16 protein-coding genes, 3 tRNA genes and 1 pseudogene are annotated in these 14104 nt (G+C 72.1%); 5 read left to right on the top strand and 15 right to left on the bottom strand.

Annotated elements, in window-relative coordinates; all coding sequences use genetic code 11:
* Positions 1–84: 84 nt before the first annotated feature.
* A pseudogene (locus QUE47_RS17085) lies at positions 85–1150 on the top strand (LacI family DNA-binding transcriptional regulator).
* A 50-nt stretch (positions 1151–1200) separates the two neighbouring features.
* On the opposite strand, the gene QUE47_RS02580 reads toward QUE47_RS17085, so the two are convergent.
* The 6 genes from QUE47_RS02580 to QUE47_RS02605 form a co-directional block, all read right to left on the bottom strand.
* On the bottom strand, positions 1201–1623 hold the full coding sequence (locus tag QUE47_RS02580; protein WP_286218440.1) for a MaoC family dehydratase: 423 nt from the start codon (positions 1621–1623) through the stop codon (positions 1201–1203).
* Positions 1620–2081, bottom strand: coding sequence for an FAS1-like dehydratase domain-containing protein (locus tag QUE47_RS02585; RefSeq protein ID WP_286218441.1), 462 nt, complete (start codon positions 2079–2081; stop codon positions 1620–1622). Before QUE47_RS02585 ends, QUE47_RS02580 begins: the two co-directional genes overlap by 4 nt.
* 21 nt (positions 2082–2102) lie before the next feature.
* Positions 2103–2273 carry a 50S ribosomal protein L33 gene (gene rpmG, locus QUE47_RS02590; RefSeq protein WP_100421710.1) on the bottom strand — a complete coding sequence of 57 codons (171 nt, stop codon included), beginning with the start codon at positions 2271–2273 and terminating at the stop codon, positions 2103–2105.
* A gap of 85 nt (positions 2274–2358) precedes the next feature.
* A tRNA-Met gene (locus tag QUE47_RS02595) sits at positions 2359–2435 on the bottom strand.
* 62 nt (positions 2436–2497) lie between these two features.
* Positions 2498–2570, bottom strand: a tRNA-Thr gene (locus tag QUE47_RS02600).
* A 315-nt stretch (positions 2571–2885) separates the two neighbouring features.
* A tRNA-Tyr gene (locus QUE47_RS02605) sits at positions 2886–2967 on the bottom strand.
* Positions 2968–3326: 359 nt separating this feature from the next.
* Here QUE47_RS02605 and rarD point away from each other — a divergent pair.
* Positions 3327–4433 (top strand): EamA family transporter RarD, encoded by a 1107-nt coding sequence (rarD, locus tag QUE47_RS02610; protein ID WP_350227651.1) that lies wholly within the window; start codon positions 3327–3329, stop codon positions 4431–4433.
* A complete protein-coding gene (locus QUE47_RS02615; protein WP_286218442.1) occupies positions 4426–4923 on the top strand; it encodes a YajQ family cyclic di-GMP-binding protein in 498 nt (165 codons plus the stop codon). The genes rarD and QUE47_RS02615 overlap by 8 nt, the downstream gene beginning before the upstream one ends.
* Positions 4924–5051: 128 nt before the next feature.
* Here QUE47_RS02615 and QUE47_RS02620 read toward each other — a convergent pair whose 3' ends face one another.
* A complete protein-coding gene (locus QUE47_RS02620) occupies positions 5052–5831 on the bottom strand; it encodes a potassium channel family protein (RefSeq protein WP_286218443.1) in 780 nt (259 codons plus the stop codon).
* A 96-nt stretch (positions 5832–5927) separates the two neighbouring features.
* Between QUE47_RS02620 and QUE47_RS02625 the strand changes: the two genes are divergently transcribed.
* On the top strand, positions 5928–6968 hold the full coding sequence (locus QUE47_RS02625) for an alpha/beta hydrolase family protein (RefSeq protein WP_286218444.1): 1041 nt from the start codon (positions 5928–5930) through the stop codon (positions 6966–6968).
* Between the two features lie 109 nt (positions 6969–7077).
* On the opposite strand, the gene QUE47_RS02630 is transcribed toward QUE47_RS02625, so the two are convergent.
* From QUE47_RS02630 to QUE47_RS02640, 3 genes are all read right to left on the bottom strand, one after another.
* Complete coding sequence (locus tag QUE47_RS02630) at positions 7078–8466, bottom strand: FAD-dependent oxidoreductase (RefSeq protein ID WP_286218445.1); 1389 nt, start codon at positions 8464–8466, stop codon at positions 7078–7080.
* A gap of 207 nt (positions 8467–8673) precedes the next feature.
* Positions 8674–9150: a type 1 periplasmic-binding domain-containing protein gene (locus QUE47_RS02635; RefSeq protein WP_286218446.1), complete on the bottom strand. Its 477-nt coding sequence runs from the start codon at positions 9148–9150 to the stop codon at positions 8674–8676.
* A gap of 122 nt (positions 9151–9272) precedes the next feature.
* The gene (locus QUE47_RS02640) at positions 9273–9569 is read right to left on the bottom strand and encodes a WXG100 family type VII secretion target (protein ID WP_286218447.1); all 297 of its coding nucleotides are present in this window, start codon (positions 9567–9569) and stop codon (positions 9273–9275) included.
* Positions 9570–9737: 168 nt separating this feature from the next.
* Between QUE47_RS02640 and QUE47_RS02645 the strand changes: the two genes are divergently transcribed.
* A complete protein-coding gene (locus tag QUE47_RS02645) occupies positions 9738–10013 on the top strand; it encodes a hypothetical protein (protein WP_286218448.1) in 276 nt (91 codons plus the stop codon).
* An 80-nt stretch (positions 10014–10093) separates the two neighbouring features.
* On the opposite strand, the gene QUE47_RS02650 is transcribed toward QUE47_RS02645, so the two are convergent.
* Genes QUE47_RS02650 through QUE47_RS02670 form a run of 5 tightly spaced genes read right to left on the bottom strand, consistent with a single transcriptional unit; the run spans position 10094 to position 13992 of the window.
* Entirely contained in the window at positions 10094–10681 is a 588-nt protein-coding gene (locus QUE47_RS02650) for a hypothetical protein (RefSeq protein WP_286218449.1), read from the bottom strand.
* A gap of 11 nt (positions 10682–10692) precedes the next feature.
* Positions 10693–11358 (bottom strand): hypothetical protein, encoded by a 666-nt coding sequence (locus tag QUE47_RS02655; protein ID WP_286218450.1) that lies wholly within the window; start codon positions 11356–11358, stop codon positions 10693–10695.
* On the bottom strand, positions 11355–12209 hold the full coding sequence (locus tag QUE47_RS02660) for a hypothetical protein (RefSeq protein ID WP_286218451.1): 855 nt from the start codon (positions 12207–12209) through the stop codon (positions 11355–11357). The genes QUE47_RS02655 and QUE47_RS02660 overlap by 4 nt, the downstream gene beginning before the upstream one ends.
* Positions 12206–13693, bottom strand: a complete 1488-nt coding sequence (locus QUE47_RS02665; protein ID WP_286218452.1) for a hypothetical protein — start codon at positions 13691–13693, stop codon at positions 12206–12208. The genes QUE47_RS02660 and QUE47_RS02665 overlap by 4 nt, the downstream gene beginning before the upstream one ends.
* Positions 13693–13992, bottom strand: coding sequence for a hypothetical protein (locus QUE47_RS02670; protein WP_286218453.1), 300 nt, complete (start codon positions 13990–13992; stop codon positions 13693–13695). Before QUE47_RS02670 ends, QUE47_RS02665 begins: the two co-directional genes overlap by 1 nt.
* Between the last annotated feature and the right edge of the window lie 112 nt (positions 13993–14104).

Raw genomic sequence — 14104 nt, forward strand, 5'->3', positions numbered from 1 at the left:
ATTGTGCTGCTAGGCACCGATGCCGTCAACCCGCCACCAGCCGCAGCTAAGGTGACGAACCCCGACCCACCCGAGGAGGCCCGGATGCCCGGCTCTGACCGCCCGACGCTCGCCCGCGTCGCCCGGCACGCCGGGGTGTCGGTGTCGACCGCCTCGCTCGCGTTCTCGGGCTCCGGCCCGATCACGCCCGAGACGCGCGCCCGCGTCATGGCGGCGGCCGACGAGCTCGGCTACACCGGCCCCAACCCGCTCGGCCGGCAGCTCAGGTCCGGCCGCTCAGGCATCGTCGGTGTCGTGATCGGCGACCAGCTCAAGCGCAGCTTCCGCGACCCCGTCGCGGTCCAGGTGCTCGACGGCCTCGTGTCGACGCTGGGCAGCGCCGGGCTCGGCGTGCTCCTCATCCCCGGCATCCCCGGCACCGCGGCCGACCCCCGCGCGGTCGACCCGCTCATCGAGAGCGCCGCGATGGACGTCGGGGTCCTCGTCTGGGGGTCGGCGCCGACGACCCGACGCTCGCCGCGTTCCAGCGCCGGCGCGTCCCCGTCGTGATCGGTGAGGGCCGCATCGTCGAGGGCGCGCCCGTCGTGATGCTGAAAGACCGCGCCGGGACGGCGGACGCCGTCCGCCACCTGACCGATCTGGGGCACACACGGGTCGCGGAGATATCACTGCCCCTCGACAGCTCCGGACTCAGCGGCCCGGTCGACGCGGAGCGGCTCGCCCAGGTGGACCGCACCCCACGGCGCACCGGCTCGCCGGGGTCAGGGACGTGATCGAGCCGGTCGTCACGTGGGAGACCGAGGCGTCGCTGGTCGAGCACGGCAAGACAGCCGCCCTGCAGATCCTCGAAGGGCCCGACCGGCCGACCGCGATCGTCGCCCACTCGGACCTGCTCGCCGGCGGCGCGATGCTCGCCGCTGCCGAGCTGGGGCTCGCGGTGCCGGACGACGTCTCGATCGCCGGGTTCGACGGCCTGGACCTGCCGTGGCTCGCGCCCGCCACCCTGACGAGCGTGCGTCAGCCGCTGGCGGAGAAGGGCTCGCGCATCGGCGAGGCCGTGATCGGTCTGCTGGCGGGCGAGGCGCCGTCGGTCGTGGAGCTCGACGTCGAGCTCAGCATCGGGACCACCACGGGCCCGCCGACGAGCTGAGGCGGCGGCCGAGCAGGCGGCCGTCCCGCCGGTCTCCGACGGCGCTCGCGTCAGAGGCGGACGACGGCCTGGGACTTCATCAGGACCCGGGCACCCTCGTAGGTGACGGCCAGGTCGACGCGCGCCGTGCGGGCCTCGGCGTCGAGCGCACCGATGGTGCCGGCGACGACGACGGTCGAGGAGCCGGGGTCGGGCACGGGGACCGGCCGGGAGAAGCGCGTCTGGTAGTCGACGACCGCGCCCGGGTCCTCGGCCCAGTCGACGACGAGCGCGACCGCGGCACCCATCGTGAACATGCCGTGCGCGATCACCCCGGGGAGCCCGACCTCGGTGGCGAACCGCTCGTTCCAGTGGATCGGGTTGAAGTCGCCGCTCGCGCCGGCGTACCGGACGAGTCGGGCGCGGTCGACGACGACCTCGCGGGTCCCGATCTCGTCACCGACGGCGAGGGAATCGAACGTCGGGCGGGTCATGCGTCCTCCCCGCGGACGGCGAGGGTGGAGACGACCGTGGCGACCGGCTCGGTCGAGCCGTCGGGCAGGAGACCCGCGAGCTCGCACCGGGTCGTGACCATCGACAGGCCGCGCCGCTCGACGATCGAGTCGACGTGCAGGACCGTCACGATCTGGTCCCCGGCCACGATGGGCCGGTGGTGGGTGAAGCGCTCGTCGGCGTGGACCACCCGGGTGAAGTCGATCCCGGCGGCCTCGTCCTCGACGAGCTGTGCCTCGGCGCGCTGCGCGATGACGACCGCGAAGGTCGGCGGGGCGACGACGTCCGGATAGCCCGAACCCCGCGCCGCCTCGGGATCGAGGTGCACGGGGTGGGTGGAGCCGACGACTTCGGCGAACTCGCGGAGCTTCTCGCGGCCGACCGCGTACGGCGCGGTCGCGGGGTACTCACGACCGGCGTACTCGGTGTTGATCGGCATCGATCTGCAGGGACGAGCGGGTCAGCGCGTCTCGCGGTGCGCGGTGTGCTTGCCGCAACGCGGGCAGAACTTCGCCAGCTCGAGCCGGTCGGGGTTGTTCCGACGGTTCTTCTTCGTGATGTAGTTGCGCTCCTTGCAGTCCACGCAGGCGAGCGTGATCTTGGGGCGAACGTCTGAGCTCTTGCTAGCCACGGTAGTGCCACCTCTCGCGCCTCCGGGGGCGCTACGAACGTGCGAACCGTTCCGGCGCCGGCCGCCGAACGGTATGGGTCAAGATTGGTAGCGGGGGCGGGGCTCGAACCCGCGACCTCACGATTATGAGCCGTGCGCTCTGACCAGCTGAGCTACCCCGCCGCACAAGGACGACGCATACGACACCACGATTATTCCAGCGCTGCGGGCATCCGTCATCACAGAGCCCCGAAAGGGAATCGAACCCTTGACCTTCTCCTTACCATGGAGACGCTCTACCGACTGAGCTATCGGGGCAGCGCAGGAAACTCTACACGGGTTCGAGCGAGGCACGAAATCCGCACGATCCTGCGGCTCCCAGGGGGATCAGCAGCTCGGTCGAGGTGACCGCGGCCACACTCCGCACGCGGTCCGGGCGGCCCCGCGCCCCGCGGCCGCCCGGTCGTCCCTCGGCCTCCACCGCGAGCGTGCAGCCAGCGGGGTCGGACGGCGCACGGGAGCCCGGGAACAACACTCTCGCCGGCTCCGGCCCGTACCTCCCCGCACAGCAGAACGGCCCGGACCCACGATCGTGGGTCCGGGCCGTTCCGATGTCCTGAGACATCACACGCGTGGCAGGTGAGGGATTCGAACCCACGTAGTCGATGACGGCTGATTTACAGTCAGCTCCCTTTGGCCGCTCGGGCAACCTGCCGGGGTCGTGCTCGTCATGCTGTTCCTGCGATCTCGCTGATCGTGCTGTGCGCACCACGGACCGCGGGCGGTCTGTGGGAGCCAGACGAGAATACACGGATCAGCGCCCCGAAGAGAAATCGCTCCGCCCGCCCCGCCGACGCCGCCCCGCCGCCTACTGTGAGCGCGTGAGCTCCCCGCGCCGCGACCCGGCGACCACCCGGAAGTCCCGGCCTCGCCGTCGGGCCCCGCGCCGTCTGACCCCCGCAGCCAGGCCCCGCGTCGTCGCCCGGACCCGACACGGCGGGCCCGAGTAGTGCCGCGGCCGCCGCAAGCCGCGCACCGGAGCCTCCGGCCGACCGCTGGGGCGTGCCGCTCGGCGTGAGCGCGTATCTCCTGTGGGGCGGCATGCCGCTGTTCTTCCCGCTGCTCGAACCGGCGGGCGCCGTCGAGATCATCGCGCACCGCGTGGTGTGGAGCCTCGTGTTCTGCCTGCTGCTCCTGGTCGCCACCCGCTCGACCCGCACGCTGACGCCGGTCCTGCGCAACCGGCGGACGTTCGGCCTGCTCGCCCTCGGGGGCGTGCTCGTCGCGACCAACTGGACCGTCTACGTGTACGGCGTGCTCACAGGCCACGTGCTCGACGCGGCGCTCGGGTACTTCGTGAACCCGCTGGTCACGATCCTGCTCGGCGTGATCGTCCTGCGCGAGCGGCTCCGCCCGGCGCAGTGGGTCGCCCTCGCGATCGGTGCCGTCGCCGTCGCCGTCATCACGATCGGCGTCGGTGTCTTCCCCTGGATCGCGATCAGCCTCGCGTTGTCGTTCGGGCTGTACGGGCTGGTCAAGAACCGCACAGGGCGGAGCGTCGGAGCCCTGCCCGGGCTGGCGACGGAGACGCTCGCGCTGACGCCGCTCGCGCTCGCCTACCTCGTCTGGCTGTGGAGCCAGGGCACCGGCACGTTCACGACCGAGGGCACGGCGCACGTGCTGCTGCTCATGTCGTGCGGCGTGGTCACGGGCGTCCCGCTGCTGCTCTTCGGGGCCTCGGCACGGCGCGTCCCGCTCAGCGTGGTGGGGATGCTGCAGTACCTGACGCCGGTCCTGCAGTTCCTCGTCGGGCTCCTGGTCCTCCACGAGCCGATGCCGACGTCCCGGTGGATCGGCTTCGGGCTGGTGTGGCTCGCCCTGGCGATCCTGACGACCGACGCCCTCCGGTCGCTCCGCGCGACGCGCCTCGCCGCGCGGGCGTCGCGCACCGCGGCATCCGCCTCGCAGGCGCAGGCGTCGTCGGAGCAGACTGTCGAGCGATCCGCCGATCACGCCACCGAGCAGGACACCGAGCAGGACACCGAGCAGGACACCGGGCAGTCGGCAGATCAGGCCTCGGCTGCCACCTTCGCAGAACGGACTACGGTGGTAGCCGAACCCGTGGCACACCCGCGCTGCGCTGACCCCGCCGGCACGAACGAAGGAGACACCCGTGGCTGACTCGTCGATGGACATCGTGAGCAAGGTCGACCGCCAGGAGGTCGACAACGCCCTCAACCAGGCGTCGAAGGAGGTCGGGCAGCGCTATGACTTCCGCAACGTCGGCGCCTCGATCGAGTGGAGCGGCAGCGACGCGATCGTCATGAAGGCCAACTCGGCCGACCGCGTGCTCGCGATCCTCGACGTCTTCCAGTCGAAGCTGATCCGGCGCGGCATCTCGCTCAAGGCGTTCGACACCGGCGAGAACGAGCCCCAGCTCTCGGGCAAGGAGTACCACCTGGCCGGGTCGCTCAAGGAGGGCCTGGCGGGAGAGAACGCCAAGAAGGTCACCAAGCTGATCCGCGACGAGGGCCCCAAGGGCGTCAAGACGCAGATCACGGGCGACGAGGTGCGTGCGACGAGCAAGTCCCGCGACGACCTCCAGGCCGTTCAGGCGCTCCTGAAGAACGCCGACATCGACTTCGCGGTGCAGTTCACGAACTACCGCTGACCCCCTGCCCGACGGCGGTCACGTCCCAGGTGCGTGGCCAGGCGCGTGGCCAGGTACGTGGCCAGGCGCGTGGCCGCCGTCCGGCGCAGGCGAAGGTCGAGGACTGGGGGCAGGCCGCGCCTCGCGCGTCAGTGCGCGGGCGGCGACCCCTTGGGCCGGGGCAGCCGCTCGTCGGCCTCGGAGACGGCCGGCACGGCGTCCGGCCCGGCGATCTCGGCGCGCAGCCGCCGGACCTCCTCCGTGAGCGCGACGACCTCGGCGCGGGTCGCGGCGGAGTCCTCGTCCCCGAGCTCGGCCACCCGGTCGGTGAGCCAGGACGCCAGCGTCGCCGTGACGATACCGAGCAGCGTGATGCCCGTGCCCATGAGGACGACGGCGACGAACCGACCCGTGGTGGTCACCGGGAACGTGTCGCCGTAGCCGACGGTCGTCATGGTGACCACCGACCACCAGAGCCCGTCGCCGAAGTCCTCGATGTTCGAGCCCGGTGCGCCGCGCTCGGCCTCGGTGATCGCGAGCCCACCGCAGAGGATCACGAGCGCCGTCGCCCCGACGGCGTACGTCACGACGCGTCCGCGGAGGCTGCTCGCCGTCGTCCTGTTCAGCACCCGGAGCAGGGTGAGCAGCCGCAGGAGACGCAGCGGCCGGAGCATCGGCAGGACCAGGATCGCAAGGTCGAGCAGGTTGTGCCGGACGAAGTGCGCGCGCCGCTCGCTCAGCCAGAGGCGCACCCCGTAGTCGATGCCGAACGCGATCCAGGTCCACAGGACGAGCTGGTTGCACACGACCCGGACGACGGGGCCGACGTCGGGCCAGATGATCGGCACCGCGTATCCCCCCAGGAACAGCAGCGCGGCGCCCGTCAGCGCCCACTCGGTCCGGCTCTCCCACCGCTCGACACGATCCATGGACCGACACCTTGCCAGGTCGAGGGGCCGCGCCCCAAGGGCCGCGCGCGGGGACGCCCGAGTGCGGCCAAGGGCGGGCAGGGTCAGGCTGGGGCCGTGCCGACCCCTCGACGCCCCGCCGGACACGCCGCAGTGCCCCGACGGCGCCGTCGCGCGGCGCGCGCGCCCGGTGGCGCCCGGCTCGCCCTCGCTGTCCTGGGTCTGTCGCTCGGTCTCGCCGCGTGCACGTCGGCGTCGGACGACGGAGGCGCGGCCGGTCCTTCCCCGTCCCCCGGCATGATGGGCGATGTGGACGACGCCCCGACCGACAGCCGGACCGACCGCTCGCTCGACCCCGTCCGGCCGCTGACCACCCGGTACGGCGACGCCCCCGAGCAGGTTGCCGACCTCTACGGTGACCCGACCCTCCCGGGGTCCGGGCCGGTCCCCGTCGTCGTGCTCGTCCACGGCGGGTACTGGCGGTCCGGCTTCGACCGCTCGCTGGAGCTGAGCCTCGCCCGCGACCTGGTCGGCGCCGGCTACGCCGTCTGGAACATCGACTACCGGGGCGTCGGCGCGGCGGACGCCGCGTCGGAGGGCGGTTGGCCGGCGACGTTCACCGACGTGGCGAGCGCGGTCGACGCGCTGCCCGACGCCCTCGACGAGGTGAGCGTGGAGCGCGGGCCCACGGCCGTCGTCGGCCACTCCGCGGGCGGCACCCTGGCCCTGTGGCTCGCCTCGCGCGACACCCTGCCGGACGGCGCTCCCGGAGCCGGGCCCGTCGTCGTCCCGGACGCCGTGGTCAGCCAGGCGGGCGTGGACGACCTCGCCGCGGCGAGCGCGGCGGGGGCCGGAGGCGGGGCCGTCGACGACCTCATGGGCTCCGCTCCCGACGACGCCCCGGACGACCGCTACGCGCTGGCCGACCCGGCCCAGCGCGTCCCGCTGGGGGTCCCCACGCTGGTCGTCACCGGACGGGACGACTCGACCGTCCCGCCGTCCCAGACCACCGGCTACGGCGCGACAGCGCTCGACGCCGGCGACGACGTGACCGTCGAGGTGGTGGACGGCGAGGGGCACTTCGAGCAGATCGACCCGGCCTCACGGTCGTGGGCCGTCACCCGGGACTGGCTGGACGAGCGGCTGCTCGGACGCTGACGCGAGAACGGCAGGAGCCGGGGCCGCGTGGTGCGACCCCGGCTCCTGCCGGACGTGCAGATGTGCTGTGCTGCGCTGCTGTCCAGAGAGACGAGCGGCGCGAGCGCGGTCAGGCGTCGACGGCAGCGCGCCCCTTGGCGATGGCCAGCATCTCCTCGCGCGGCACCACCTTCACGCGCTGGCGGCCGTGCGGCTCGCCGAGCGAGATCTCGTGCGCGTCGAGCAGCTGGAAACCCGACCACTCGACGTGGTCCACCCCGCGCTCGGTGAGGAAGTCGAGGATCGCGTCGGGCGAGCCGTGGGGAGCCGTCCGGCCCTCGGCAGGGGCCTCGGCGAGGTCCTCGACGAGGTGTCGGATCGTCTCGGACGCGTCCGACTTGGTGTGACCGATGAGGCCCACCGGGCCGCGCTTGATCCAGCCCGTCGCGTAGACGCCGGGGACCTGGTCGCCGTCGATGTCGATGACGCGGCCCTCCCGGTTCGAGATGACGCCCTTGAGGTCGTCGAACGGGATCTCGGGCAGCGGGGAGCCGAAGTAGCCGACCGCGCGGTACACGGCCTGGACGGGCCAGTCGTGCGTCTCGCCGGTGCCGGAGACCGTCGCGTCGCCGTTGAGGCGGGTGCGCTCGGTCCGCAGGCCGACGACCTTGCCGTCCTCGCCCAGCACCTCGACCGGCGCGTGGAGGAAGTGCAGGTGCAGGCGGCGCGAGGCCTTGAAGTCGGCCGGGTCCTTGAGCGTCCAGTCCGTGAGGGTCTTGACGACCTGCTTGGTCTGGTTCGACGAGCCGATCGCGGCCATCGAGCCCTCGTCGAAGTCGAAGTCCTCGGGGTAGACGATCACGTCGACGTCGGGGACGTGCCCGAGCTCCCGGAGCTCCAGCGGCGAGAACTTCACCTGCGCCGGGCCGCGGCGCGCGAAGACGTGGACGTCCGTGACCTCGGAGTCCTTGAGGACGTCGTAGACGTTCTGCGGGATCTCCGTGGGCAGCAGGTCGTCCGCGTGCTTCGCGAGGATCCGTGCGACGTCGAGGGCCACGTTGCCGGCACCGAGGACGGCGACCTCCTTGCCCTGCAGGGGCCAGGTGCGCGGCACGTCCGGGTGCCCGTCGTACCAGGAGACGAAGTCGGCGGCGCCGTGCGAGCCCTCCAGGTCGATCCCCGGGATCTCGAGGTCGGCGTCCTTGATGGAGCCGGTCGAGAAGATCACCGCGTCGTAGAACTGACGCATGTCGTCGAGCTTCAGGTCCACCCCGTAGTCGACGTTCGCGATGAGGCGGACGTCGCCGCGGTCCAGCACGCGGTGCAGGGCCGTGATGATCTGCTTGATCCGCGGGTGGTCGGGGGCGACGCCATAGCGCACGAGCCCGAACGGCGCGGGCAGGCGCTCGAACAGGTCGATGGTCACGTCGAGGTCGGTCTTGGACAGGATGTCCGAGGCGTAGATCCCGGCGGGACCCGCTCCGACGACTGCCACGCGCAGGGGACGGTTGCTGCTCACAGGGACGTGCGCCTTCCGATCGGGGTCACTCGAGTGTACGTCTGACTTAGCCGACCCTCACTATGCCTGCGGAGGCGGCGGGGATCCATCCCCGGTCCGGTGGCCGGGACTGTGTAACGCAGGTGGCCGCTGCAGAGCTGTTCCGCTGCGGCTGGGCTGGGGCCGGGCTGCACTGGGGCGGGGTTGACCTGCGACCCGCAGTTCTCGTCAGACCGCGATGCGGACGCTGTCCTGGATCGCGCGGATCTCGTCGAGCACCGCGTCCCGCTGCGCCCCGGTGCACGAGCCCATGATCTGCACGAGGTCGCGCGTCTCGCCCCGGTCGACCAGGGCGTAGCGGATCGCCTGCACGTAGCGCGCCCGGTCCGTCGGGTTGCGCACGACGGCCTCCAGCCGGAACCCCGCGTGGCCGGCGACCGGCTCGGCGTCGCGTGCGAGCTCCTCGTAGCCCGAGAGCTTCTCGAGGGCGCCGGCGATCTTCATCGAGGCGTCGTCGAGGGATTCCCAGTCGCGCATCCGCGTGATGACGACCTCCACCTTGGGGGTCGTCGCCCCCGGGAGGCCGGTGCGCTCGAGGGTGATCGCCGGACCGAGCCCGGTCACGGGCTCCCAGCCGTCCAGGACGTCGAGGTCGACGCTCGGCGGGCCGGGGAACGTGGGGCTCGGGTACGAGGCGGTGCGCATGGGTCCATCATCACCCGAGCCAGAGCGTTCCCGACCCACCGATCAGGCACGCCGAGCCCGTCCGGGACACACGGACGGCGGCCGCCCCGTGGGGACGGCCGCCGTCGGGCAGTGCGTGAGCGTCAGCCGCGGATGCCCGCAGCGAGCTGGCTGTCGACGTCGCCGAGCGTCTGCGCCGCGTTCTTGAGGTAGCTCACCATGCTCTCGATCCCGCTGACCGCCTGCACGGAGGCGCCGGTGAACTCCTCGTACGACGCCTGGAACGCGCCCGAGGCCTGATCCGTGACGAACCCGGACGACACGAGGTCGTTGACCTGCGCCTTGAGCTGCTCGAGCATGTCCGTCAGGTCCTGCTGGCCCGCGGCGAGACGGTCGGCCGCGCTGGTCATCTCGTCGTAGGTCACGTTCATGTTCGCCATCAGAATCTCCGCTCGTCGTCGCCGGCCCCCTCGGCCCGCGCTGTGGTCGTCACTCTAGTGGCGCCGTCGCGGAGCGGACATGGGGAGAACTCCCCACCAGTCGATCCTCTAGGGTGGCTGCGACCGACCGGCGGCGACGCCACCGGTGCACCCCGACAAGGAGGTCCGATGAGCGACGACGAGCGGCCGCAGGTCCCCGATCCGGTCGATCATGCGCTGCGACCCTTCGTGGTGGCCTTCTGGACCATGGTGGTGCTCGGCGCGGGCTTCGTGGGACTCGCGCGCTTCGCTCCGGACACGCTCGACGCGATCGGTGGGTTCGTCCCCTTCATCGTCGTCTGCGCAGTGATGTTCATCGGTTCAGCGGTGATGTATGTCGTCCGCAGCAGCCGACTCCGGGCGCACGACGACACCGCCGAGGGCGACACGCCCGATCGAGGCTGATCGGACCGGCCAGAGCCGCCCGGGGACGACCTGACAGCCGCTGGGCACCAGGCGCCGTCAGCGGTCCTCCGGGGCGAACGTCATACGCGGACGTCGGTCCACGTGAGGGAGTCGAGGATCTCGTCGAACAGCGTGGCGAACGGCTCTGCCGCGGGGACGGTCGGCGCGTTCACCCGGGCGAGCATCAGCCCGGACCCGTCGGGGTACGGCACGTGGTACTCGAGCCGGAGGGTGAGGTACGTCTGCTCCCCCAGCGTCCCGCGGACCAGCTCGGCCCGTCGTGCGACCGGCCCGGTCCGCTGGACCGCGACCTCCGTCCCGGGGAAGGCCGACACCAGAGCCGCCGAGACGTCACCCGCCGCGAGGTCGGCCCGCGCGGACTCCGGCCAGGACTCGTCCAGTGCGAGGAGCGCCGCCGGGAACGGGACGCCGGGCAACAGCTCGAGCGCCATGAGATACGTGTGTGCCCCCAGCTCCCGCGCATCGGCCGCGCTCGTGACGAGCTCCTGCGTCGCGTCGCGGCGCAGGCGCGCGAGCTGATCGGCGCGCCCGACCTGCTCCCGGACGAGCCGACGACAGAACTGCCGCGCCGACTCCCGGTCGGTCAGCGGGACCGACACCCAGGTCCCGGGCAGGATCAACCTGGATCGTCCGGCCGCGAGGCCCACGCGCCGCGCCGTCATCGGGCGCGGCCCGACACGGTGCTGAGCCCGGTGAGGACCCCGAGCACCTCGGCGGGCGCGTCCTCGAACGTCCCGACGCTGCTCGAGACGACGTTCACCTCGACCATGGCCCCGCTGTCCGGTGGAAAGACCCCGACGACGACACGCTCCTCCAGGTGCGCCACGCCCTCGCCCCGCTCGGCGTCCAGGTGTCCGATCATGAGGTGGGCGCCACGGACGGTCCCGGCGGGGATCTCGGACTCCAGGGGCTCGACCAGGAGATAGCTGTCGTCGCTCTCAGGGGCGCGTCGGAGCTCGTCGACGAACTCCTCCGGTGTCACGCCGTCGTGCACGACGAAGGTCAGGAGAGCGTCGACGACGCCGTGCTGTGGTCGGCGGACCAGCACCGCGGCGCGAAGGCCCGTCTGCCCCACCTCGTCGACGACCTCGACGACCGCGCGCAGCTGGTCGGCGAGCAGCTCCTCCGGGGTCCGCCCCGGCTCCTGCGCGTCGCCGTGCTCCGCGGCCGACTCCGGGTCGCCCGCGGGCGCGCCGCCAGCGCCCTCGGCCATCGAACCCGCGAGCGCCTCGACCCAGCCGGCGTCGCGGGCCGACGCTGCAGGGAGGGCGAACCAGCCCTCCGGCAGCACGAGGCTCACGTCGAGCATCTCTCTGCCTGTCATGAGACCGACTCACCGGCGCCGATGTCTTCGCCCGACCGCCAGAACTGCGTGCACGCCCACAGTCCGAACCCGAGCAGCAACGCCCCGCCGACCAGGAGAGACGTCCCCAGGGTGGTCGCGAACCGGATCTCGTCAGCGGTGCCGAAGTCCTCGGCCGGCGTCGCCCGGACCAACCAGGCGAGAAAGGCACCCACCCCGACGACGAGCGCGCCGATCCCGCAGGCCCACAGATCGAGGCGCCACCGGAACGAGAACCAACGCCAGGCGCGGCTCGTCGTGCGGACCACGCGACCGTCCGAGGACGCCGACACCGCGCGGTGGTGACGCGCCGCGTAGGCGACCTTCTTGACGAGCGACCCCACGAGAACTCCGAGGACGAACACGCAGATGATGGGGGCCACGATCCAGATGCCGAAGGCGTCGTCGTCCCCGGCGTCGATCGCGACGGCCGGGAGCGCTGTACCGAGCAGCGCGACCACGACGATCCAGGCCACGTGCACGGGGATCGAGAGCATCCGCATCGACGACCGTCGCGTCGCCTTGGGCAGGAACCTGCCGCTCGACGCCTGCTTGCTGGTGTCGCCACGTCTGGCCAGCTCCATGATCCACACGACCGACATCACCAGGAGCCCGCCGACGAAGAACACGAGAGACGAGACGAGGCTCAACGCGTTCGGCGGATCACCCCAGCCCGCGAGGACCCACAGCCCCGGCGCGAGACTTACGACCACCCAGGCCAGGCCGACCGCGACGGGCATCCACCACCGGATCGGGGAGGCGCTCGACGTCCCGTCCGGGCCCGCCCCTGCAGCAGGACCGGCGCGGGTCGGCTCGGTCGGAGCGTCGGTCATCGGCCACCGCCGCCGAGCGCCACGGGGACGTCCACGACATCGACGTCGTCGAGGAACTCGACGATCTCGTGCCCGGAGACGACTGCCGCGAAGGCGCTCCCGTACGACCCGTCGAGCGGCTGCGTCGCGATCCCTCCGGCGCTGTCGGCGATGCCCCACCCGTCACCGCCGGCAACCGCAGTGCCGAACCCGACGGCGGCCAGCGTCCCCGTGGTCCCGCGGAGCGTGATGGCCCCTACCGCGGCGACGCTCGTCGCCATGTGGTCCGCGGCGGTGAACGTGTAGAAGCTGTCCGTCTGCGCGGCCAGGAGGTCGACGACGTCGTCGTTCCCGAGAGCGAACCGCTTGGCCGAGTCCTTGAAGGGGTTCGGGAACGCCTTGCGCGCACCGTCGGCGACGTTGGACCACCCGGTCGCCCACTTCGTCGACGAGGTCTGGAACGTGCGGAACGCCTCGCGCTGCGCGGCGTCCCGGACGAACGGGGACTTCAGCAGCGAGTACGTCCGCTGCTTCGCGGTCTGCCCCGCCACACGGTAGGCCTGCGTCATCACCGTGCTGCCCGCCTGTGCACGGACTGCCGCGGGACCGACGCGCTGGGCCGCGTTCACGACGACCCGCGCCTTGACCACCTTCGCCAGGCCGCTCACCGCGCGGCCACCGAACAGCGAGAGCGCGGCGAAGCCCGCCGCCTTCGCGATGTCCCACCCCGTGCCCTCGCCCTGGGAGACCTTGACGATCGCCTCGACGACGGCGAGGATCGCGCCGATCGCGGCCAGGACGATGAGCACCTGACCGAGGACCGGCACCCACGAGAGGAAGATCGCCAGGAACCCGGCGATCTCGCAGAGGAGCTTGAACGCCTCGTAGAGCTTGCCCAGGGCGTGCCTCGCCTTGTCCCAGGTGCTGTCCTCGAGACCGTTCACGTTCGCCCCGGTCACGACGTCGTCGATCTGCGCCACGGCGGTCGTCGCCGCGGCGTTCTTCGCGTCGTGGGCGTCACGCCAGGCCTTCTGCAGCGCGGCGACGTCCGCCTCCAGCGCGGTGACCGCTCCCGCGGTGCTCGACACCGCGCTCCGAGCCTCGTCACGCTCCTGCTCTGTCGCGTCGGGGCGCAGGCCGCTCTCGTCGTTCTCCGCCCACCGGAGCCTGATCCGGGCGGCGTAGAGGTCGCTCTCCACGGTGCGCAGCTGCTTCGCCGCGGCATCGGCTGTGGACTTCTGCTCGTCGAGGACCCCCGCGTAGGTCGCGAGCGCGTCGCCCGTCTCCGCGTAGCGCCCCTCCGCCTTCGCGATGTCGGAGCGCACGTCGCCGGCGAGCGCACGCACCGCGTCCATCGAGAGGCTCTTCTGGTCGATCTCGTCGGAGATCGCGTCCAGCGTCGACAGCGAACGCTCGATCGCCGCAGCGATCTCGACGTAACGTGCGGCCTTGTTCGCGAGCAGGGCGGCGTCGCCCTCGAGCTCCTCGAACTCCCGGTCGGCCATCAGCCCGCCACCTTCTCCTCGAGCGCCTTGGCCAGGTCCGCATCGACCTGGGTGAAGTTCTCGGCGATGGTCATGACCGCGTCCCGCAGCTTCGTCACGTCGCCCAGCATGTCCTCGCGCTTGACCCGCCACTTGTCTGCGAAGTCGCGGACACGGTCCGCGAGCGCGTCGTGCCCCGTCGCGTGAGCGGCGACCTCCGAGACGTCGTCGGCCTCGCTCAGCTCCGCGCAGATCGCGTCGAGGTCGTCCGCCAAGGTCCGCAACGCCTCCATGTCCATGGAGAGGTCATACCCGCTCATCGTCCTCGCACCCCCTGATCACCTGCCGCCGCCCACCGCTGCCCTGTGCCCGCGGCCGTCGCGCCGTGTCGCCCGACACTATCCAGCCGTTCCGCGCGACCACCATGGGGAG

Source organism: Paraoerskovia sediminicola, from assembly GCF_030296575.1.
Taxonomy (GTDB): Bacteria; Actinomycetota; Actinomycetes; order Actinomycetales; family Cellulomonadaceae; genus Paraoerskovia; species Paraoerskovia sediminicola.

What these genes read in the sequence shown, in the direction of transcription:
- QUE47_RS02645 (WP_286218448.1), top strand. Translation starts at nt 9,738, where the DNA reads ATGAGCGACGACGAGCGGCCGCAGGTCCCCGATCCGGTCGATCATGCG.
- QUE47_RS02665 (WP_286218452.1), bottom strand. Translation starts at nt 13,693, where the DNA reads ATGGCCGACCGGGAGTTCGAGGAGCTCGAGGGCGACGCCGCCCTGCTC.
- QUE47_RS02635 (WP_286218446.1), bottom strand. Translation starts at nt 9,150, where the DNA reads ATGCGCACCGCCTCGTACCCGAGCCCCACGTTCCCCGGCCCGCCGAGC.
- QUE47_RS02660 (WP_286218451.1), bottom strand. Translation starts at nt 12,209, where the DNA reads ATGACCGACGCTCCGACCGAGCCGACCCGCGCCGGTCCTGCTGCAGGG.
- QUE47_RS02580 (WP_286218440.1), bottom strand. Translation starts at nt 1,623, where the DNA reads ATGACCCGCCCGACGTTCGATTCCCTCGCCGTCGGTGACGAGATCGGG.
- QUE47_RS02585 (WP_286218441.1), bottom strand. Translation starts at nt 2,081, where the DNA reads ATGCCGATCAACACCGAGTACGCCGGTCGTGAGTACCCCGCGACCGCG.
- QUE47_RS02620 (WP_286218443.1), bottom strand. Translation starts at nt 5,831, where the DNA reads ATGGATCGTGTCGAGCGGTGGGAGAGCCGGACCGAGTGGGCGCTGACG.
- QUE47_RS02655 (WP_286218450.1), bottom strand. Translation starts at nt 11,358, where the DNA reads ATGACAGGCAGAGAGATGCTCGACGTGAGCCTCGTGCTGCCGGAGGGC.
- QUE47_RS02640 (WP_286218447.1), bottom strand. Translation starts at nt 9,569, where the DNA reads ATGGCGAACATGAACGTGACCTACGACGAGATGACCAGCGCGGCCGAC.
- QUE47_RS02670 (WP_286218453.1), bottom strand. Translation starts at nt 13,992, where the DNA reads ATGAGCGGGTATGACCTCTCCATGGACATGGAGGCGTTGCGGACCTTG.